Here is a 22,008-nt window from a genome sequence, read left to right as displayed (position 1 = left end):
TCGAATAACCAATTAAGTTGATTCTCTTTCTAGAATAGATGTTGCTAACTCTATTGATTGAAAAATAATAGGCTCATTTCGCTTTTTTGAATTGATTTCATCAAATAAAATAGATGCTGCAACTCTGCCTATCTCAAATCCTGGTTGGTCAACTGTGGAAAGCCTTGGAGTGGTTACTTCGGTTACAAATGAATTACAGAATCCAACAATGGCAATTTGTTTTGGCATTTCAATTCCCACTTCATTTAAGTATTTGAGAACGCCAACTGCAACCATGTCGGTTACTGTGAAAATTGCATCCAAATGAGGATGTTCCGCAATGGCCTTTATCGCATTTGTATAACCATCTTCTAAGTCGGTATTGTTGTCACAAACATAAATTAAAGATGGATCATAAGGAATATTGTGATCTTCTAATGCTTTCTTGTATCCTAAAAAGCGATCAATTGAATTTTGAGGCATGTAAGATCCTCGAAAATGAGCTATTTTTTTACGCCCTTTTTTAATTAGGTAAACAGTTGCATCATAAGCCGCTTTTCTATCGTTTATGGTTACTTTGGAACAATTAACCAATTTGGCAATTTTGTCAAAAAGAACTAAAGGTATATTTTGCGCCAGTGCATTTTTTATATGATCGAATTCACCCGTTTCGTTGGATAATGAGATAATAATTCCATCAACTCTTTTGCTTAATAATAATTCAAGTTGTTTTTTTTCTAATTCTAATTTTTCATTAGACCTTAAAATAATAACTAAATAGTTTCTTTTTTCGGCTTCTGCCAGTACACCTTGAAAAACTTTAGAAAAAAAATGATAATCAACAGTGGGTATGATTACTCCAATGGTTTTAGATTCTTTGGTTCTTAGATTTACAGCAAAACTATTTGGGGTATAATTCAGTGAAGTAGCTAAATCAATAACTTTTTTCTTGGTTGCAGGGCTTACGTCGGGATAATTTTTAATCGCTTTAGAAACGGTTGTGATGGAGATGCCTAGCTGGTCTGCAATTTGTTTGAGAGTAGCATTCTTCATAATAGGGCTCCAGATTTTAAATCTAATTTTTGTTATAAAAAAAAAACTGTTTCTTGAAAAACAAACATACAATTTATTTATTGTATTTTCATTTTCAAGAAACAGTTTGAAATTAACTTTATCTAAAAATAATCAGATATTTTCCCTTGCTGTAATTTCCTTAAAGTTATTGATTCTGTTTTTGTTTTTAAAGGTAATTTAAATAGTTACCAGCCTTAGAATTTGTTTTTAAACATAGTAACCAAACTATTAACTAAAATAAAACATGGGTTCAAAAGTGTTCAGTCAATTAAAACTCCATAATTTTATCCATCTAAGACTGTGTAACTAAATAATATATTGTATTCAATTAATTGAATTATTCGGCTCCATCTGCTTTGGCTCTTGCCACTGCAAAGTTACCAACAGTTTTGCCAAGAATCAAACCTTTTTCGCAATCACTTCTATAATGTATGGCTCCAAATAATCTTGAATCAGAAGCTTCTTTTGCCATAGCCTTGAAACTTTCTGCTTTAGCAGGTAAAATATGAGATAAAACAGTACAGGCAGCTCCACTAAAAGTAGAGTGACCAGATACATATGCTGGAAAATTAGGAATACCAGTTGTTGTTTTTATTGATGAATCCATCTGAGTCGGTCTCGGATTAAAATAAAAAGTCTTAGCATCCCAGCAACTTGTAGCAGCGTCCATCATTGAAATATTCAATAAAGCCATGTTTCTAGCCCATCTGACTTCGCTATAATTTTGCTCTGCAAATGCTTCTGCTGCAATAGCATTCCAGTGTCCTGGAGGAGTATATGTCCCAACACCATCGGCCCAGAAAGTAACAATATCTTGATTTTTTTTGGAATTGTCTTTGCTGAATGCTTTTATCTCCGCCAATTCTTTTGCAAATTGTTCTGATTTTGTAGACGGTGGCGGCACAGGACGGCTCGCTACAACCATTTCAGGAGTCATCAAGAAAGATTTTACTTTTCCAAACATAGGCAGCATTGGAGGTCTAGCTGGTTTTTCTAGTGATTTCCATGGAGTTTCCCCTGTGGCTGCAGTTTGTGTTTCGAGTAAGGTCCATAAATCTTTATTACCTACGGCAGCTCCAGCTCCATCTGTTGAAGCTCGTGCAATAAACTTGGTAGCTATTTTTCTTCCTAAACTTATTCCGGCGTCGACATCACTACGTACATTGGCACCACTAATAATTCGGTATAGTTTCTCTTCTTCAGCTTTTTCTTGAATGAAAGCAATTTCGGTCGGAAATAATAATTTTAATAATTCAACGGTAACTCCTGCCAAAACAGCATCTTCAGAGGGATAAGCAGGTAAATTGCTTTTTGGGATTAAAACAGGTAAAGTTGCATCTACAACAAATGGTGCGGGTCTATTGTAAAGTTTTTTGTAATGCCAAGTAGCGAGCATTGCGTCATATTGTGCAGCGCTTACATATGCATAAGCTCTGGCAGCATATGGAGGATTTGAAAATGGAAATTCTGGATTGGCAAAAGGATTTGCGCCAGATGGAATAGGGTATGTTTCATCAGGGTTTTGAAAAGGTGGGCGATTGTGTTTGGCTACCAAAGTTCTCATGATTTCATTCCAACGTAAGACTCCACCAACACTCCAATAGTCAATGATAGCTCGTTGTTGTTTGGTAATATTGGTTTGGTAGCTTTTAATTTCATTTATTTCTCTAGTGTAGGCTGGTAATGTTGTTGCTATGGGAGCATCTAATGGAAATTCATCAGGAGAGGCTAATAAGATTGGTTTCCATGTCCCGGCAAGCTCGTCTGGATTCGCTGGGTTTAATTGTGGAAATTGATAATTACGTTCAGTAATGTCGTTATTGCAGGCATAGTTGAATGCTACTAAAAGTAGTAATAGACTTTTTGAAATAGTTATTTGAATCTTATTTTTCATCTTATTTCGCTTTTTTGTTAAAATTGATTACATAAAATGCACCTCCGTAAAAACTGGTTGATTGACCTACGTTTCTGCCGTCAATCACATAATTGGTTCCTCCAATAAAGGCGAGTTCTGGAATCTTTTTTAAAGTATATTTTATATTGGTTCCCAATCGTAAAGCATTCATAGTATTGCTTGGGAACGGCATGTTGTTTTGCGTTATGTCAAACCCACCTGATTGTGTAACCGAATTGTCAATAATTGCCTCAGCAATTAATCTGTCTGAGCGATAACCAATTCTACCATTTATGTTGATGAGATTGGGCATGTCTACTTCATTGGTGTAGTGCATTTCATCAGTGTAATAGGAGTTTCTTTCAATAGTAACATTGCTTCTGAATAAGTAAGCACCTGAAAGGGTAGCGAAAAAAATCCCTAGTTGATAGTCACCCATTAATCGAAAGGTTGCTACCTGACTGCCTAAACCAAGACTTAACGGTAAGTAATCGACGGCATAATTAGTAACAGGAGTAGAATATCCTCCAAGGGCATATAGCGAATAAGTAGCATTTTTAATTTTCTTTTCAAAAGGCATATATTTTACAGTTAGAGAAAGGTCTTGAAAACCTTCCTGGCCTTTCATGGTTCCAGCTGTAGCATTTGTTATTACATAAGGTATATTGAAAAGTACATTGACTTTGTTTGCAATTCCATAGTTGCCCATTACTCCAATAGATTGTGTGGAAACTGTTCCCATATTCAAATTTTCTCTTTTGTTGGTTCCTTCCCAATATTCATCCCAACTGCTGTATTGATAAACGGATCCAACACAGAATTGGTTTTTGCTCATCATAATAGCATCAATCTCTGTTTGAGCATTTGCAAAAAAAGTACCGAGTAAAAAGCAACCTAAATAAATTTTCTTCATGTTTTAATTCTTTTTTCTAAAGTGTTATAGTTTAATGGATGCATGTTTTCCTTTGCAAGCCAAAAAGTGTAATCCTTGAACATTGTTTTTTTGAAATTGAAAGTCTATGGAAAATGTTGGTATTTTGGAAAGTGTAATGTTTACCGTAGCGTTTTACTTTTTCTAAATTTAGTTTTTTCTTGATTTAGTTTTAAACCTTTGTGATATATGGAACAGGTTTGTTTTGAACAAAAATGTTCTACATGGCTAAAATTATTTTTAGCTCAAATCGATAGATTTTTTGATTTGTAAGGTGAAAAGAAAAAGAGTGGACAGTAATTTGAATTAGGAACAATTAAATTCTAAAATAGCAGAATGTAAATTGTTTGAATCCAATTATTCGAATATTTTGCGATGTGTCCGTTCAAAATTATTTTATTCATCAAAATTGATGATTAATCTTTGAAAGCACTTAAAAACAAATACGAATAAATGGTAGTGTCAAATGATTGTAGTCTTTGCTTTTTTCTTTAAAAAAAAAACTAAACTAAGTCTGGTGGAGAGTAAAAAGAAGATACAAATCCAGCGTCTAATTTCTCTTTTGAAAAAGAAATTAAAGGGATTGATTCGAAATCTGTAGTATTAATGATTGTAATAGATTCTGGATATTGTATAAAATAATCTACTGTAAACGACTTGACTATTTTTTTTGAAGATCCTTTTTTTTCGTTGCTATCATTAAATAGCTGACTGTCTACAATGTCCTCAATTTCTTGTGTAGACAAGGAAGAATTGACGTTAGGAAGGTAGTATAAGTTTAGAATGTTGTCTTTGATTTGTTTTTTGAAAATATGGTAACTTTTATTGTTGAGCGTAATATTTTCATTAACATATTCTAATTCGGTGTCATCTGCAAATGTGTACAATGAAGCATTCAGACGGATTACCTTAAATTCAGGGTCTGGAATTTTTTTCATAGCAGTTACCCATTCCTGCTCTTGGTCAAAAGCAAAAAGCATACGATATCCCAATGCATTGTAAAACAAGGTTACAATCAATGTGGTGAATAGTAATATGTAAGCTATTTTTTTCATTTGTCCCAAAAATAATAATTAAAATCGATTATTAGCAATTAAAATAAAAAATTTAGAAATAAATTTTAATATAGTATTAATTAAGTTAATTTATTGATATTTTGTGTTTTTGTCGGATTCATAAAAAAATCGATAGTTGATTCATCAATCTTAGGATTAGCCCCTTCTTTTTGTGCTACTAATGCCCCAATGGCACATGCAAAATTGATGGCATTTTGAGGCTCTTCTTTAGCTAATAATTTACTCAAAAGCCCTGCTAAAAAGGAATCGCCAGCTCCAACGGTATCAGCGACTTTTATTTTGTAACCACTATTGTAATAGAATTGATTATTGTAATACAAAACGGCTCCATGACTGCCTTTGGTGACGCAAATGTGTTTGGTATTGGTGTGTTTTGAAATAAAAATGATGTTTTGTTCTAATGAATGAAAAGGGGATTCAAGATATTCACTTATTTCATAAATTTCTTCGTCATTAAATTTTATAAAATCAGCTTCGTGCATTAAATGGTTGAGTAATTCTTTGGTGTAAAATGGAGTTCTTAAATTCACATCAAAAACTGTATATTTTGCATAATTGATTAATTCAAATAAAGTGTTTTGTGAAGTGGTATCGCGGCAAGCTAAACTGCCAAAAACTAAAGCGTCAGCTTTTTTTATTGTGATTTCATCTTCTGGAGTTTCGATTATTTTATCCCAAGCAGCGGGATAATTGATGGTGTAGGAAGCAGAACCTTTTTCGTTTAATTGAACAATGACTTCGCCTGTTTTTAAGTTGTTGTCAATTTGTATGGAATCCGAGTTTACATTGTTGTCTTTGATGTGTTGCAATACTTCTTTGCCAATTTCGTCATTTCCAATTCGGCTTATTATTTGTGATTGTATTCCCAATGAAGCCAGTCGGATGGCTACGTTCAATGGTGCACCTCCAATTTTTTTATGAGTTGGAAAAACATCAAACAAGACTTCTCCAAAGCATACAACGTTAATTTTTGAGTTAGTTGTGTTCATTTACATTTGGCTTTTTTTAGTCGTTTTTGGATGAATAGTTTGTTTCCCAAATACCTTTTATTTTAGAAATATTTAGGTTTTTTATTTCTTGATTTTCATCAGATTGAATGCTTAATTTGGTGTATGGTTTATTAGGAAATATTTGTTCTGTAAAAACGTAAACTCCTCCATTTATGAAGATTTCTATTGATGACCAATCTAAAATGATTTGATAATCTAAAGTTTGTGTTTTGAGATTAGGAGTTGAGGTTTTGTGAATTGATTTTCCAAAATTGGGTTCAAAATTGACTAATCCAGAATGGGTTCTGTCTATCGAAAATGAATTTATTTTGTGGTCATAAATAAGGACTAATGAGTCATTGACTTCATTAGAAAATGTCAATTTTAAATTTTTGGTCAAAGCTTTAAAATCAATTTGAGATTGATTGAGATGATTGTACTCAAAAACAATCTTTTTATTTGCTTCAATGGAAAGTAATTCTTTGGAATAGTCAGAAGTTATAATTGTTTTTAATTGCTGGATTGGACTGCTTTTAAGAACATAGTTATTGTCGATTTTTTCTAACGAAAGTTTTCTTGGCAAGGTCATAGCGCTTCTCCATTTTTGGGTTGGTGTATTTCTTCCATACAGCCAATTGCTCATCCATCCAATAAAAATACGTTCGTTATTCGGAGCATTATTATAAGTTACTCCAGCGTAATTATCTGTTCCATAATCAATCCACTTGATGTCTTTTTGATTAGTATTAAAACTTTCCCCATCATAATCACCTATGAAATATTGTGTCCCGGAACCTCCATCTGGTGCTCCAGGATTGATACTGACGAGTAAGACCCATTTTTCTTCTTCCGAATTTTCTACTTTTAATTTAAAGAGATCAGGACATTCCCAAACACCACCATGCGCACCAATATTTTTGCCAAATTGACTAACGTAAGTCCAATTAATCAAATTTTTTGAAGTGTAAAATTGGGCATGATCACCAGCAACAAGAGTTAAATTCCAAAGGTTTGTTTCTGAATTCCAAAATACTTTCGGGTCTCTGAAATCTTTCAGACTATTGTTTCCAATTATTGGATTTCCATTGTATTTAGTCCAAGTTTCTCCTTCGTCTAAGCTGTAGGCCAAGCCTTGTGATTGAGTATTTATTTTTCCTGCTTTTTCGATTTCTGTATTATGGTAGGTGAAAATGGCAATCATTGGTGGGTTTTCAACAGAACCAAGTCCAGAAGTATTATCGGTATCGATAACGGCACTCCCTGAAAAAATGAGACCCAATTTGTCTGGGAATAAAGCGATTTTATGATGCTTCCAATGAATTAAATCTTTACTGGTTGCATGTCCCCAATGCATAGGTCCCCAAACAATGTCCCCAGGAAAATATTGGTAAAACAAATGATATGTTCCTTTGTAAAATAGCAATCCGTTTGGATCGTTCATCCATTTTTTTTCGGGTGAAAAATGAAATTGTGGACGAAATGATTCTTTATAATACGAAGTGGAATCTGCTGCAATTGTTTCTGAAGAGGAAATAGCTATTGTGCTATTGCCTTCTGTTTTTTTGCAAGAAAACAGCAATACAAGTAGATTTAGAGCCAAAATGAATGATATTCTATGGAGTTTCAATTGCATTGCCTTTTATTTTTAAGTTAAAAATAGGGAATTATAAAGTTAAGATTCAATTTCGAGTTGTATCTATTTGTGAAAAACGAAAACGTTTTCGAAGCTCCGAAAACGTTTTCGTTTTGAATTACAATGGGTTACAAGATAAAAGTTTTATGTTTAATTAACGAATGCAAAGAAAACATCTTCGATAGATCTTATAAATAAAATAATTTAATTACAAACAACTTATAGAAAGAATATTCTTTATTTATACAGCCTTTGAAGTTCTTTTTTTCTAAAAACGCGACTTCAATGGTTGTGGTTTTTTTATGCCTAAAAATTTGTGAATTTTTTTTCGTTTCATCTTGGATTTTGAATTTTTCACGCAGTTTTTGGTAGGTTTTTTATGACTTTATTGCAGAATCAATTCGAAATGTTTGTTTTGTGTAGACAAATCAGTTGAAAACAGGTTGTTTTTCTGTTTAAATTTAGAATTATGCATTTAAAATGTAAAAAAATAATTAAATGTGTTTTTTTTACACTTGTTTATTTTGTTATTTATTTTTTTTTCTTAAAATTTTAACAGTCGATTTTAAAATCGAAAACGTTTTCGGTCTTACTACAACGTTGTAGTTTTGGTTTTCTTAAAATTTTCTTAATTAAATGATTATGTTTGAATTTATATTTTAAACAAATAACCAAATTATTAACTAACTTATTTATTACGTATGAAAAATAGTCTACAAAAAGGCTTAATGGTTTTCATAACCATGCTATGTACTAGCTTGATATATTCGCAAGATATATCAGGATTAGTGACTGATGCGAGTGGCCCACTCCCAGGGGTTTCGATATTAGTAAAAGGAACAAAAACGGAGACACAAACTGATTTTGATGGAAAATTTACAATTAAGAATGTGGGTTCAGACGCAGTCTTAGTTTTTACTTACATTGGACTTAAAACTCAGGAAATAGTTGTGGGGGGCAAAAGCACTATAAACGTAGTGATGAAACAAGATCAGAGCCAATTGAATGAAGTTATCGTTGTAGGTTATGGTTCTGTAAAAAAGAAAGATGCAACTGGTGCTGTAGATATGTTAAGTTCAAAACAATTTGACAACATATCAGCGACTTCTCCTTCAGAATTATTGAGAGGAAAAGTATCTGGGGTACAAGTAACACAAACTAGTGGTGAACCAGGAGCTGGTGTTTCGGTAAGAATTAGAGGAAACTCATCTATTCGTTCTGGAAATAATCCATTATATGTTGTAGATGGTGTTCCATTAGATGGAGGAGATGTTTCGTCTGGTGGATCTGATGTAGCAGGATTAGGATCTTCTTCTGCCAGAAATCCTTTGAACTTTATCAATCAAAATGATATCGAAAGTATTTCTGTTTTGAAAGATGCTTCTTCTACGGCTATCTACGGATCTCGTGGAGCAAATGGAGTTATTGTGATTACAACCAAAAAAGGAAAAACAAAGGTTCCTACATTGACATTTAATACTTCGATGAGATTTAGTAGTATGTCTGGGGATTTTAGATTGTTAAACGGTGATGAGTTTGTAGCTGCCGGTGGTCCAGATAAAGGATCAAGATCTTACAATTGGGAAGATGCAATTTTAAGAAATGGGTTTACAACAAATAATGATGTGTCAATAAGCAGTGGAAATGATAGTTCTAATACAAGACTGTCGTTAGGCGCAAGTTCTACTGATGGAATTGTAAAAAACACAGGTATCGATAAATATACAGCCTCATTTGCTAATTCGAATGATTTTTTTGGTGGTGTACTTAGAGTTGATACTAATTTATTATATGCGGGACTTAAAGATCAAACTACTTTAATTAGTAATGATGCTGGATATATTGGAAATTTAATTGGTACCGCTTTGTATTGGAATCCTACTTTACCAATTTACCAACCAGATGGTAGTTATACGTTCGTTGCAGAAGATTATTTGAATCCAGTTCAATTACTAGATGCTTATGATGATCATACATCTACGAATAAAGTATTAGGGAGTATTGCGGCAACTTTGAAACTTGGAACTCATTTTAGATATAAATTTTTATTTGGTGTTGAGTCGTCTAGTTCTACAAGAAAACGTCAACTATTGCCAACTATGAAAATCAATAGTACGGATTTAATTAAAAATGATAATGCAAATGGAGGTGTTCAAAAAAGAGGTTTTGCAGAAATATCTGGAATAAGTAAGTTCAATAAAACAATTGAACATACATTGACTTATGATAATAGTTTCAGTGACAACGTCTCTCTTAATGCACTGGCCGGTTTTTCTTATTATTCTTATGATACTGAAGGTTCTAGTTCAAGAGGATATGGTTATGTGCCAGAACAAAAAATACTTGTTGATAACATTCAAGGGGGTATTGCTCAGGAGTTTAGAGTTAACTCTTATAAAAATAGAATTGAATTGCAATCTTATTTTGCTAAAGCAGAAGTTACACTGTATAAAAATTTAATTATTAATGGGTCAATTCGTGCTGACGGGTCTACAAAACTTGGAGAAGATAACAAATGGGGTTATTTCCCAGCAGCTGGTGCAGCTTATAAAATTGTAAGCAATAAAGAAGGTGCTTTAAATGATATTAAAGTAAGAGGGAATTATGGTATTACAGGTAATCAAGAGTTTCCTGTGAACTCAGCTGTTTCAAAATCTAATTATGGAAATGGAGGTTCTCCACAAACAGTTTCGGGAGCAAATAGTGAATTACGTTGGGAAACTACTACTTCATATGGTATTGGAGCTGATTTTACTTTTTTAAATAATCGTTTGACAGGTTCATTAGATTACTACAAAAGAGATACTGAAGATTTAATTGCACCAGTACCTCAAGCGTCAACTCAACCAGGTCCAGCTTCTAATAGAAGTGTGAATTTACCAGGTAATTTAATCAATGATGGTATTGAGGTATCTTTGAGTTATAAAATTATTGACAGTAATGATATGTCATGGAGTGTTTCAGGTAACGCAGCCTTTTTGAAAAACAAAATGACAAATTTTGGTTCAGTTTCTTTACTGGCAGGAGGTATTAATGGACAAGGTTTGACTGGGGCTAATGCTGAAATCATAAAAGATGGTTACCCACTTTATACTTATTATCTGTATGATTTTAGAGGGTATGATGCAACTGGAAATTCTATTTATGGAGCTGCAGATGGATCGGATGCTGGTTTAGGAAATGCGGCTCAAGTGTTATTGGACAAACAACCTTTGCCAAAAATAAATATGGGATTCTCAACTAGTTTTACTTATAAGAGTTTAGATGCAGGAATGTCATTTTATGGTGCTTTCGGTCATTACTTATATAACAACACAGCAAATGCTTACTTTTTCAAAAGTGCATTGTTAGGTGGTAGAAATGTAACTCCAGAAGTAGGAAGCTCTCCTCAAAATGGAAGTGATCCAAACTCACCATCTACTAAATATTTGGAAAGTGGAGATTTCTTGAGACTTGGTAATTTAACGGTTGGGTATACCTTTAGAGGAGCTTATATGGATAAAATAAAACTTAGTTCAGCACGCTTATTTGTTAGTGGTGAAAACTTATTTGTAATCACAAGTTATTCCGGATTTGACCCAGAGGTAGATACTAATAAAGCTCTTAATGGAGTTCCTTCTGCAGGTATGGATTATTTATCTTATCCAAAAGACAAGAGTTTTTCTGTAGGACTTAGTGTAACATTTTAATTAAGAAAAAAATGAAAAGAATAAATATAATTAAAAGCATCTTTTTTATGGGTACAATCGCTTTTGGCGTGAGTTGTACAAATTTAGATGAAGAAGTTTTAGATGGTTTCGTGACAAGTGGTGATGGACAAAATGTTAACACTGGTGCCTTTTTACAGTCAGCTTATGAAGGATTAAGAGGATTTCAAGATCAAGACAAAATGTTTACATTACAAGAGATGTCTGGTGACGGATTAGTTGGTCCTACAAGAGGTGGTGACTGGGATGACAATGCAAAATGGAGACAATTTCACGTTCACACTTGGGGACCAGATAATGTAGAGGTTAGAAATGCTTGGAATGCTTTATTGACTAATGTGTACAACTGTAACCTGGTTATTTACAACCAATCTACGGATTCACAAAAAATACAAGCCCGTTTTTTAAGAGCTTTCTATTATTACAATGTAATTGATTTCTTTGGTCAAGCACCTTACAGAGAAGAAGGTTCTGCAATTACTGATGATCCTAAATATTGGACAAGAAAAGAAGGAACTGCTTTTGTGATAAGTGAATTGGAAGCTATTATTGGTCAATTACCAGCTCGTAATCCAATTGATGCAAGTATTGCTAACAAAGATGCTGCTCATTTGTTATTAGCTAAATTGTATTTGAATAAAGCCGTATTTAATGCAGACAATGCTGCAGGGCCTTATACTTTTGATGCAGCTGATATGAATAAAGTAATTTCAAATGTTGATGCAATCACTTCAAGTGGTTTGGCAACTGAATATTGGGATAATTTTGCTCCAACAAACAATACTTCTAATGAGATTATATTTTCATCCAAAAACGTATTAGGATCAGGTGGAGGAATACAATCAAGATGGAGAATGGGAATGCACTATAATCAAACTCCTGATGGATGGAATGGTTTTGCAACTGTTGCTGAATATTATAACAGGTTTGATGCTGCTGATGATCGTAGACAACACAGTTCCCCATCAATTATTGAGTTTTATGGTAATCCAATTGGTTTCCAATATGGGCAAATGTATAAACCAGGGGGAGTTACTCCTCTACAAGACAGAAAAGGGAACCCTTTATTCTATACAAAAGAATTAACCATGATTACTAGTGGAGCTACTTTGGAAACAGCAGGTATTCGTACACAAAAATACGAACCAGATCATGACAATTTAGGAAATCCAGAAAATGACTATGTATTGATGCGTTATTCTGATGCTTTGTTGATGAAAGCTGAAGCTGCTTTAAGAGGTGGTACAGGTGGAGCTGCTGTAGCAAAAACAATTCTTGATGAAATTGATGTTAGAGCTAAATTGGCTGCGGGATCTACTCCAGCAACTTTGGATGGTATCTATCTAGAAAGAGGAAAAGAATTATGGTATGAAGGATGGAGAAGAAATGATATGATTCGTTTTGAAAAGTTCTTGGAGCCTAGAGAGTTAAAGCCAATAGCTTCAGATCCAAAGTATGTATTGTATCCAATTCCAGCAGATGCATTGTTTAATAAAAATGCTAAACAGAACCCTGGATACTAAGAATTTTTTTACTTGATTTTGTTTTGAGTTAGTTATAAAGAGGGTAATTTATTACCCTCTTTATTTATTTAAATTTTTATATCTTTTGCTTTTTTATTATTAATTATTACATAATTTAGGCGATAATAACCAAGCCAATTCCCTAACCAAATTCTACCTATACTATGTGCAATCGAGTTGTCCTATTTTCTCTTTTTATTGTTTTTTTTTCTAATTGTTCCAAAGAAAATAGTGCTAATGAAGACGGATTATTTACCAAATTAGAATCGTCTAAAACCGGAATTAATTTTGTTAATGAAGTTAAGAACGGAAAAAACATGAATATCTTCAAATACCGAAATTTTTATAATGGTGGAGGTGTAGCTATTGGAGATATTAACAACGATGGCTTATCGGATGTGTTTTTTACTTCAAATCTTGGAGAGAACAAATTGTATCTCAATAAAGGAAAATTTAAGTTCGAAGATATTTCCAAATCTTCAGGAATTGTGATAACCAAATCTTGGTCTACTGGTGTCGAAATGATTGATATCAATGGGGATGGATTGTTGGATATTTTTGTTTGTAATGCTGGAAATGGCATTGACGCAAAAAGAAAAAGCGAATTATTTATCAATAACGGAAACCTGACTTTTACAGAAAAAGCAGCTGAGTACAATCTTGCCGATACCGGTATTACGACTCATGCTGCTTTTTTTGATTATGATAAGGATGGTGACTTAGATGTTTATATTTTAAATAATAGTTTTATTCCAGTAAGCAGTCTCAATTATTCTAACAAAAGAGAATTAAGAGACAAAGATTGGGCGGTTAGCGATATTCTAAAAGGTGGAGGTGATAAATTGATGCGTAATGATAATGGAAAATTTGTTGATGTAAGTGAAGCTGCAGGTATTTATGGAAGTCTTATTGGTTTTGGACTTGGTGTAACTGTTGGCGATGTGAATGGAGATTTGTATCCAGATATTTATATTTCAAATGACTTTTACGAACGAGATTATTTGTATATCAATAATAAAAACGGAACTTTTAGTGAGCAAATTCAAGGTTGGGCATCGCATACCAGTCAGTCTTCCATGGGGGCTGATATGGCTGATATAAACAATGACGGAAAACCAGATATTTTTGTAACCGATATGTTACCTGAAGGGGATGAGCGTTTGAAAACTACAACAAGTTTTGATAATTACGATTTGTTTACCCGAAAATTAAACTTGGATTTCTTCTATCAATACATGCAAAATACTTTGCAGTTGAATAATGGAAATAATCAATTTCTTGAAATCGCTAATTATGCTGGGGTTGCCAAAACTGATTGGAGTTGGGGTGCTTTAATATTCGATATGGATAATGATGGATATAAAGATATTTATGTGTGTAATGGAATTAATAATGATTTGACCAATCAGGATTTTATGGACTTTTTTGCCAATGGGATAATTCAAAGAATGGCGGTTACAGGCAAGAAGGAACAAATGGAAAATATTATCAATAAAATGCCAAGCACACCAATTCCAAATTATGCTTTTAAAAACAATAAAGATTTAACCTTTACCAACGAAGTTCAGAACTGGGGATTGGACACACCTAGTTTTTCAAATGGAGCAGCTTATGGCGATTTAGACAATGATGGAGACCTTGATTTAATTGTAAATAATGTCAATCAAGAGGCGTTTGTTTATCAAAATAATTCGGAGAAAAAGAAGGACAATCATTTTGTAAAAGTAAAATTGAAAGGTGAAAACCAGAATAAATTTGCCATTGGTAGTATAGTTGAATTGTTTTCCGGAAAAGAAATTATAAGACAAGAATTAATTCCTTCTAGAGGTTTTCAATCTTCGATCGATTATGTGATGACTTTTGGAATTGGAACCAAAAAAATTGATTCTCTACAAGTAATATGGCCAAATGGAAAATTCCAGACCATTAAAAAAGTGGCTAATAATTCGACTGTTAATTTGAATATTGCAGATGCAACTTTAAATTATACTTTCAAAAAGCCGAATGTGAAATCTTTATTTTCTGAAAAACCAAGCTCATTTTTGGCACACAAAGAAAATGATTACATTGATTTTGATTACGAAGGATTGATTTCCAAAATGCTTTCTCAAGAAGGACCTTCACTTGCTGTTGCCGATATTAATGGTGATGGGAATGATGATGTTTTTATTGGCGGGGCAAAAGGAATGTCTGGGAACATTTATTTGAATAAAGGCAACGATTCATTTACAATAACTAAACAAAATGATTTGATTAGTGATGCCAATTATGAAGATACAGCTGCTAGTTTTTTTGATGCTGATAATGATGGGGATCAGGATTTAATGGTAGGTTCTGGCGGAAACGAAAAAACAGATCAAGCAAATTATAAAAACCGTCTGTATTTGAATAATGGAAAGGGAGTTTTTACAAAAAGTAAAACGACTATTCCAACAACTAATAATAATGTTTCTGTAATTGCTGCCTATGATTATGACAATGATGGAGATATGGATGTTTTTGTGGGAAGCAGAAGTGTGCCTGGAGTATATGGAATTGATCCAAAACAGTTACTTCTAGAAAATGATGGGAAAGGAAATTTCACCAACGCTACCGATAAAAAAGCTTTCAAACTGAACGAGGTTGGAATGATTACCGATGCTGTTTGGGAAGACATTGACAATGATGGGAAGAAAGATTTAATTGTGGTTGGCGATTGGATGGCTCCACGAATATTCAAGAATAATGGTCGTCGTTTGGTTGATTTTAAATCTAATCTTACCGATTTTAGTGGTTTTTGGAATGCAGTAAGTTGTGTGGATTTAAATAATGATGGAAAGAAAGATTTGGTTTTAGGAAACAAAGGAACCAATACTTCTTATAAAGCTACTGACAAAAATCCGATGAGAATGTTTGTCAACGATTTTGATAATAACGGAACCATTGAGCAAATTACCACACGCTCTATTGATGGAAAAGATATGCCTTTGCATTTGAAAAAAGAATTAGCAGGTCAAATTCCTTCCATAAAAAAGAAAAATTTGAGCTTTGCGGACTATTCAAAAAAATCATTTCAAGAAATATTCGCTCAAGACGTTGTTGATAATTCCATTCAGAAAACCGCAACCATTCAGGAAAGTGTAATTGCTATCAATAAAGGTAATGGCAATTTTCAGGTTAAGACACTTCCAAAAGAAGTTCAGTTTTCTTGTGTAAATACTATTTGTGTTACGGATGCTAATAAAGATGGGATTCCTGATCTTGTTCTTGGAGGTAATCAATATGAATTCAAACCTCAATTCGGACGAATGGATGCCAATTGCGGAAGTGTGCTTTTAGGAAGTAAATCTGGTACTTATTCTTGGTTACCTTATAGCCAATCTGGTTTCTTTTTGAAAGGAGAAATCAAACACATTCAGACTTTGAAAAGTAAAAATAAAGGAGTTTCAATACTTACAGTTACAAATGATAATGCCCCAAAAATATTTAAGAGCAATGAATAAGTTTTATAGTTTAGGATTAGTTGCATTGCTTTTTTTAAGTTGTTCGGAAAAACAAGAACGTTTGTTCGAGAAATTAGATTCAGCCACTAGTAACATTACTTTTAAAAATGAATTATTAGATTCCAAAAAGATTTCCATTTTAGACTACCTCTATTATTATAATGGTGGAGGAGTTGCTTTGGGAGATATTAATAATGATGGCTTGGTAGATATTTATTTTACTTCAAACCAAGGGAAAAATAAATTATATCTTAATAAAGGCAATAATAAATACGAAGATATTTCAACAAAGGCAGGAGTTGAAGGAGAAAGCGATTGGAATACAGGAACGGTGATGGCCGATGTAAATGGAGATGGTTATCTCGATATTTATGTTTGCGCTGTTGTTGGTATTAATGGTTTTGAAGGTCATAATGAGTTATTTATTAACAACAAAAACAATACGTTTACTGAAAGTTCTGCCGAGTACGGTTTGGATCTCGATAATTATAGTACATCGGTAGCATTTTTTGACTATGATTTAGATGGAGATTTGGATATGTATTTGTTAAACCATGCAGTACATTCTGAGTTGTCTTTTGGGAATGCTAATATTAGAAATAATAGAACCTATGAATGCGGGGATAAATTATTCAAAAATGAAAACGGAAAATTTGTTGATGCTAGTGCTCAAGCAGGAATTTTTGGAGGAGCCAATGGATATGGATTGGGTATTGCTGTTTCTGATTTTAATTTAGATGGTTATCCAGATATTTATATTGGAAATGATTTTCATGAAGATGATTATTATTACCTCAATAATGGAGATGGAACTTTTACAGAAAGTTTAAAAAGTTATTTTGGACATACAAGTAGGTTTTCGATGGGTGTTGATGTAGCCGATATAAATCATGATGGTTTTCCAGATATAATGTCATTGGACATGCTTCCAGAAGACGAAAAAGTTTTGAAATCATCTTTGGGAGATGATAACGTTCAAATGTTGAAATTAAGAACAGAAAGATATGGGTATCATAATCAGTATACCCGAAATATGTTGCAAATAAACCAAGGAGGACAACATTTTACAGAAATGGCTTTATTGAGTGGAGTGGCTGCAACCGATTGGAGTTGGAGCGCCTTATTTGCCGATTACAATCAAGATGGAGAGCAGGATATTTTTGTATGTAATGGAATTCCAAAACGACCGAATGATCTGGATTATGTAAAATATTTTTCGAATGAACAGGTCAAAAGGAAGATTGGTTCGACGAAATTATTAGACAAAGAGGCATTGAAGAAAATGCCAGCAGGTAATGTGACCAATTATGTTTTTGAAGGAGGTTCTGATCTTCAATTTATAAACAAATCAGACCAATGGATTGAGAATGATTCCATTATTTCTAACGGAAGTGGTTATGCTGATTTGGATAATGATGGAGATTTGGATGTTGTAACCAATAATATCAACGACATTGCATCGGTTTACATTAATCAAACAAATAATAAATCGAATTATTTAAAAGTAAAACTTCAATTTGCGAGTAAAAACACTTTTGGAGTTGGAGCCAAAGTAATCTCTTATTCAAAAGGGAAAAAACAATTCAAAGAATTGCAAACGACTAGAGGTTTTCAATCGTCATCTGAACCGATGATTCATTTTGGATATGGAAAAATTGCAGCTATTGATTCTCTAGTAGTGATTTGGCCTGATAAAACATATCAGACTTTGAAAAATGTGAAGTGCAATCAAACTTTGACCATAAAAGCAAATGCCAACAGAAAAGCATTTGATTATCAAAAATTACATCCAGTTGTTACTCCTGTTTTCAAGAAAGTTGAAACTAGTCTAGGTGTTGATTTTACACATCAAGAGAATGATTATATTGATTTTGTATACCAAAAACTAATTCCTTATGGACGCTCCGATAGAGGGCCTGCCACTGCAATTGGAGATTTGAATGGTGATGGGAAAGAAGATATCTTTTTTGGTGGATCGAAAGGGAAAAAGGCGGCAATTTATATTCAAAATTCTAATGGATTTTCTAAAAAAGGGTATGCTGAAATCGAAAAAGATTCTGTTTTTGAAGATGCTTCTGCTGTAATTGGAGATTTTAATAACGACAAAATAAATGATTTGTTCGTGGCTTCGGGAGGTGGAGAAAATGCTTCGAATTTGCAAGATCGATTATATGTTGCCAAAGGCAATCAATTGGTAAATTCTGTTTTACCTGACCTTTCTCAAAACGCATCAGTGGTCAAAGCTTTTGATTACGATAAAGATGGAGATTTAGATTTATTTGTTGGCAATAATTCGCTAAATAATAGATTTGGAAGTACGTCGGACAGTTATTTACTAAAAAATAATAAAGGTGTATTTGCATTAACGGAAGCGAAAACATTTGAAGGTATTGGTATGGTTACCGATGCCATTTTTAGTGATTTTAATAAAGACGGGAAAGTCGACTTAATCGTTGTTGGTGAATGGATGAAACCAACCTTCTTTGCTAATAAAAATGGTCGATTTATTAATGTAACCGAAACAGTTTTTCCTGAAAAAAGTAACGGATTGTATCAATCGATTATTCCTTTTGATATTGATAATGACGGGGATCAAGATTATTTGACAGGAAACTGGGGAATGAATTCTAAGTTTAAAGCTTCCCAAGAATTTCCTATGAAAATGTATTATGATGATTTTGATAAAAATGGAACTTATGAAACCATTGTTGCCAAAGAAAAAGATGGAAAATATTATACAATTTTGGGGCTTGATGAACTAGTGGAAGAGTTCAGTGGTTTGTTGAAAAAGAAATTCAATAGCTACAAATCTTTTGCGGGTAAACCATTAGAGGAAGTTTTTGATATGGCAATGCTGGAAAAAGGAAAATTGTATGAAGTACATAACCTGAAATCTGGTTTTTTGAGAAATGATAATGGGAAATTTACATTCGTTCCTTTTGCCAATAAAATGCAAGTGTCACCTATTACAAGTTTTGTGAAATCCAATTTTGATATCGATGCAAAAGAAGAAGTTTTTGCTGCCGGAAATTATTTTGGAGTAACACCTTATCACAGTCGATTTGACGGATTCTCTGGAGCTTTAATCAAAAATGAGAAAACAATATTCTTAGGTAATCAAATAGGAATTGACTTGACTCAAAAAGCAGTTCGACACTTGGATATTATTCATTTTAATGGTAAAAAATATTTATTGGTTACCATAAATAATAAAAAAGCTGAGGTTTATGAATTACCGATGAACTCTAATTAATAAAAACAAAAACCTACTCAAAATTTAAAATAATTACAGAATATGAAGTCCAAAATTTATACGATCGCCGCAGTTTGTTTACTTTTTATTTCATGTGGAAAGCAAGAAAGAATAGTTGTGTCAGCTAGTGATTTCCGTGCAGCGGTTGACACCGTTTCAGAAATAATGATACACGATATTTTTTCTCCACCGGTAGCAAGTAGAATATATGCATATCCAAATATTGCAGCTTATGAAGTTATTGCCCAAAACAGTAAAACGTACTCTACTTTGCAAGGTCAGTTGAATGGACTGGATTCTATCCCAGCATTGGATTCTAAAGCAGGTGTTAACCAAAAGTTAGCTGCGATAATTGCGCACATGGAAGTAAGCAAGCAATTGATTTTTTCTGAAGAAGCGTTGGAGAAATATAGAGATAGTTTGTACAAAAAGTGGGAAGGTGAAAATTCTAAAGAGTTTGAAGTGTCCAAAGAATATGGTTTGAAAGTTGCTGAACGTATTAAAAAATGGATGGGGAAAGATAATTACAAACAAACTAGAACCTTACCTAAATTTTCGGTTTTTGCAAATCAACCAGGAAGATGGCAGCCAACTCCGCCAGCTTATATGGATGGTGTTGAACCACATTGGGGAGAAATAAGAACAATGGTTTTAGACTCGGCTTCACAGTTTAAACCGACTCCAGCTATACCTTTTTCATTAGATAAAAATTCGGCCTATTTCAAGGAGGTAATGGAGATATATAATATAAGTCTAAAAATATCGGAAGGATTAAAAAAATCGGAAGAATCTAAAAGTAATTCAGTTCCAGAGGAATCAAAAATTGCGACTTTTTGGGATTGTAATCCTTATGTGACCGTAAGTCAAGGTCACATGATGTTTGCCAAAAAGAAGAATACTCCAGATGCACACTGGATTGGAATAACCAAAATAGCCTGCGTAAAAAGCAATGCCGATTTTGAGAAAACAGTATATGCTTATACCAAAACTTCAATTGGAATTTTTGAGTCCTTTATCAGTTGTTGGGATGAGAAATTTAAAAGCAATATGGTGCGACCTGAAACGGTAATCAATCAGAATATTGATGAAAATTGGAAGCCATTGTTGCAGACGCCACCATTCCCAGAATATACAAGCGGACATTCTGTAGTTTCAACTTGTTCGGCAGCACTTTTGACTACAATTTTTGGTGATAATTTTGCCTTTGCTGATGATTCTGAAATTCCTTTTGGATTGCCAATAAGAAATTTTACGTCTTTTAAAGCAGCAGCAAAAGAAGCGGCTACAAGTAGAATGTATGGAGGAATTCATTACAGAGCAGCCGTTGAAAATGGAGTGGTTCAAGGTCAAAATATAGGAGATTTTATTATTGCAAAATTGAAGATGGTTAAGTAATTATGAAAATTAAAAATAAAATTATATTAGGTTTCAGCTTGTTTTTATCGGGTTTTTTGATTTGGTATCTGTTTGTTAAAGAGAATGATTATACGATTTCGTTTACTGTGAAAGCAGCGACAGGAACAGTTTTTCAAGGGATACAAGAGTGGAGCAAGATTCAATTGGAAAAAGAAAATGAAAATTATAAAATTGTCGAAAAGAATAATTTTGATTTTATCAAACAAAGAATGACAAAGGGCAATTCCCAAATTGATTACACTTGGGAAATGGTTTCTATAAACGATTCTATGACGAAAGTAAATGTGGGAATAAAAGAAATGAATCATAGTTTATACAATAAAATTACAGCTCCATTTTGCAATACACCATTTAAAGTAGGTCAAATTAAAAAGATAAAGTCTTTTAAAGAAGGTTTAGTAGATCATATTTCAAAATTCAAATATAAAATTGATGGAGAAGGTTCGTCAAAAGAAGAGTTTGTAGCTTATATTTCTTTAAAAAGTGTTTTGCAAACCAAAGCGCAAACTATGATAGGGAATGATGGATTAATTACAGGTTTTTTACAAACTCATAATATTAAAATTCAAGGTCGACCTTATGTTGAGGTTACAAAGTGGGATTTTGAAAAAGAAACTTTAGATTTTAATTACTGTTTTCCAATTAATAAAAACACAATAATCATTGCTGATAAGGATGTAAAGTTTAAAACAATTCCGGCAATGAAAGGTTTGAAAGTGACTTATTTTGGAAACATGAGAACTTCGGATCGTTCTTGGTTTGCGTTACTAGATTATGCTAAAAAGAATGGTTATGAGCTAAATTATAAGCCGTTAGAACATTTTCTTGCAAATCCTTTTGATGGCGGGGATGAACTTACATGGGAAACTCAAGTTATTATTCCTTTTAAGAAAAAATAATAGCTCCATTGTTTTTGCTTTACGAAAACGTTTTTGGTGTTTTCGAAATCGATTTCGATTTTATATTGTGTTTTAACTGTTTGTTTAGAATTATTTTTACAGGATTGATTTACAAGTGTTCATGTGAACAATAAGTGACAAAATGAGTAATA

General features: G+C 33.0%; 12 protein-coding genes. 6 read left to right on the top strand and 6 right to left on the bottom strand.

The features are described from left to right. Nucleotides 1-12: 12 nt before the first annotated feature. From J2W95_RS04230 to J2W95_RS04205, 6 genes are all read right to left on the bottom strand, one after another. The gene (locus tag J2W95_RS04230; RefSeq protein ID WP_310004244.1) at nucleotides 13-1,032 is read right to left on the bottom strand and encodes a LacI family DNA-binding transcriptional regulator; all 1,020 of its coding nucleotides are present in this window, start codon (nucleotides 1,030-1,032) and stop codon (nucleotides 13-15) included. A gap of 358 nt (nucleotides 1,033-1,390) precedes the next feature. Then, nucleotides 1,391-2,947, bottom strand: coding sequence for a vanadium-dependent haloperoxidase (locus tag J2W95_RS04225; protein ID WP_310004243.1), 1,557 nt, complete (start codon nucleotides 2,945-2,947; stop codon nucleotides 1,391-1,393). Between the two features lies 1 nt (nucleotide 2,948). Further along, entirely contained in the window at nucleotides 2,949-3,860 is a 912-nt protein-coding gene (locus J2W95_RS04220; protein WP_310004242.1) for a hypothetical protein, read from the bottom strand. A 521-nt stretch (nucleotides 3,861-4,381) separates the two neighbouring features. Continuing rightward, on the bottom strand, nucleotides 4,382-4,933 hold the full coding sequence (locus tag J2W95_RS04215; protein ID WP_310004241.1) for a hypothetical protein: 552 nt from the start codon (nucleotides 4,931-4,933) through the stop codon (nucleotides 4,382-4,384). Between the two features lie 80 nt (nucleotides 4,934-5,013). Then, nucleotides 5,014-5,943 (bottom strand): carbohydrate kinase family protein, encoded by a 930-nt coding sequence (locus J2W95_RS04210; RefSeq protein WP_310004240.1) that lies wholly within the window; start codon nucleotides 5,941-5,943, stop codon nucleotides 5,014-5,016. Between the two features lie 16 nt (nucleotides 5,944-5,959). Then, nucleotides 5,960-7,576 carry a glycoside hydrolase family 32 protein gene (locus tag J2W95_RS04205; RefSeq protein ID WP_310004239.1) on the bottom strand — a complete coding sequence of 539 codons (1,617 nt, stop codon included), beginning with the start codon at nucleotides 7,574-7,576 and terminating at the stop codon, nucleotides 5,960-5,962. A 701-nt stretch (nucleotides 7,577-8,277) separates the two neighbouring features. Here J2W95_RS04205 and J2W95_RS04200 point away from each other — a divergent pair. The 6 genes from J2W95_RS04200 to J2W95_RS04175 all read left to right on the top strand — a co-directional run bounded on the left by J2W95_RS04200 (nucleotide 8,278) and on the right by J2W95_RS04175 (nucleotide 21,856). After that, nucleotides 8,278-11,265 (top strand): SusC/RagA family TonB-linked outer membrane protein, encoded by a 2,988-nt coding sequence (locus tag J2W95_RS04200; protein WP_310004238.1) that lies wholly within the window; start codon nucleotides 8,278-8,280, stop codon nucleotides 11,263-11,265. An 11-nt stretch (nucleotides 11,266-11,276) separates the two neighbouring features. Further along, a complete protein-coding gene (locus J2W95_RS04195) occupies nucleotides 11,277-12,806 on the top strand; it encodes a RagB/SusD family nutrient uptake outer membrane protein (RefSeq protein ID WP_310004237.1) in 1,530 nt (509 codons plus the stop codon). 164 nt (nucleotides 12,807-12,970) lie between these two features. Then, entirely contained in the window at nucleotides 12,971-16,288 is a 3,318-nt protein-coding gene (locus tag J2W95_RS04190) for a VCBS repeat-containing protein (RefSeq protein WP_310004236.1), read from the top strand. Continuing rightward, on the top strand, nucleotides 16,281-19,541 hold the full coding sequence (locus tag J2W95_RS04185; RefSeq protein ID WP_310004235.1) for a VCBS repeat-containing protein: 3,261 nt from the start codon (nucleotides 16,281-16,283) through the stop codon (nucleotides 19,539-19,541). Before J2W95_RS04190 ends, J2W95_RS04185 begins: the two co-directional genes overlap by 8 nt. A gap of 42 nt (nucleotides 19,542-19,583) precedes the next feature. Further along, nucleotides 19,584-20,936, top strand: a complete 1,353-nt coding sequence (locus J2W95_RS04180; protein ID WP_310004234.1) for a vanadium-dependent haloperoxidase — start codon at nucleotides 19,584-19,586, stop codon at nucleotides 20,934-20,936. Between the two features lie 2 nt (nucleotides 20,937-20,938). Beyond that, on the top strand, nucleotides 20,939-21,856 hold the full coding sequence (locus J2W95_RS04175; protein ID WP_310004233.1) for a GyrI-like domain-containing protein: 918 nt from the start codon (nucleotides 20,939-20,941) through the stop codon (nucleotides 21,854-21,856). Nucleotides 21,857-22,008: the final 152 nt, after the last annotated feature.

The organism is Flavobacterium granuli (genome assembly GCF_031456055.1).
In the GTDB taxonomy this organism is placed as follows: domain Bacteria; phylum Bacteroidota; class Bacteroidia; order Flavobacteriales; family Flavobacteriaceae; genus Flavobacterium; species Flavobacterium granuli_A.
Note: the sequence above shows the minus strand (reverse complement) of the source record. Positions and strands in the feature narration are given on the sequence as shown.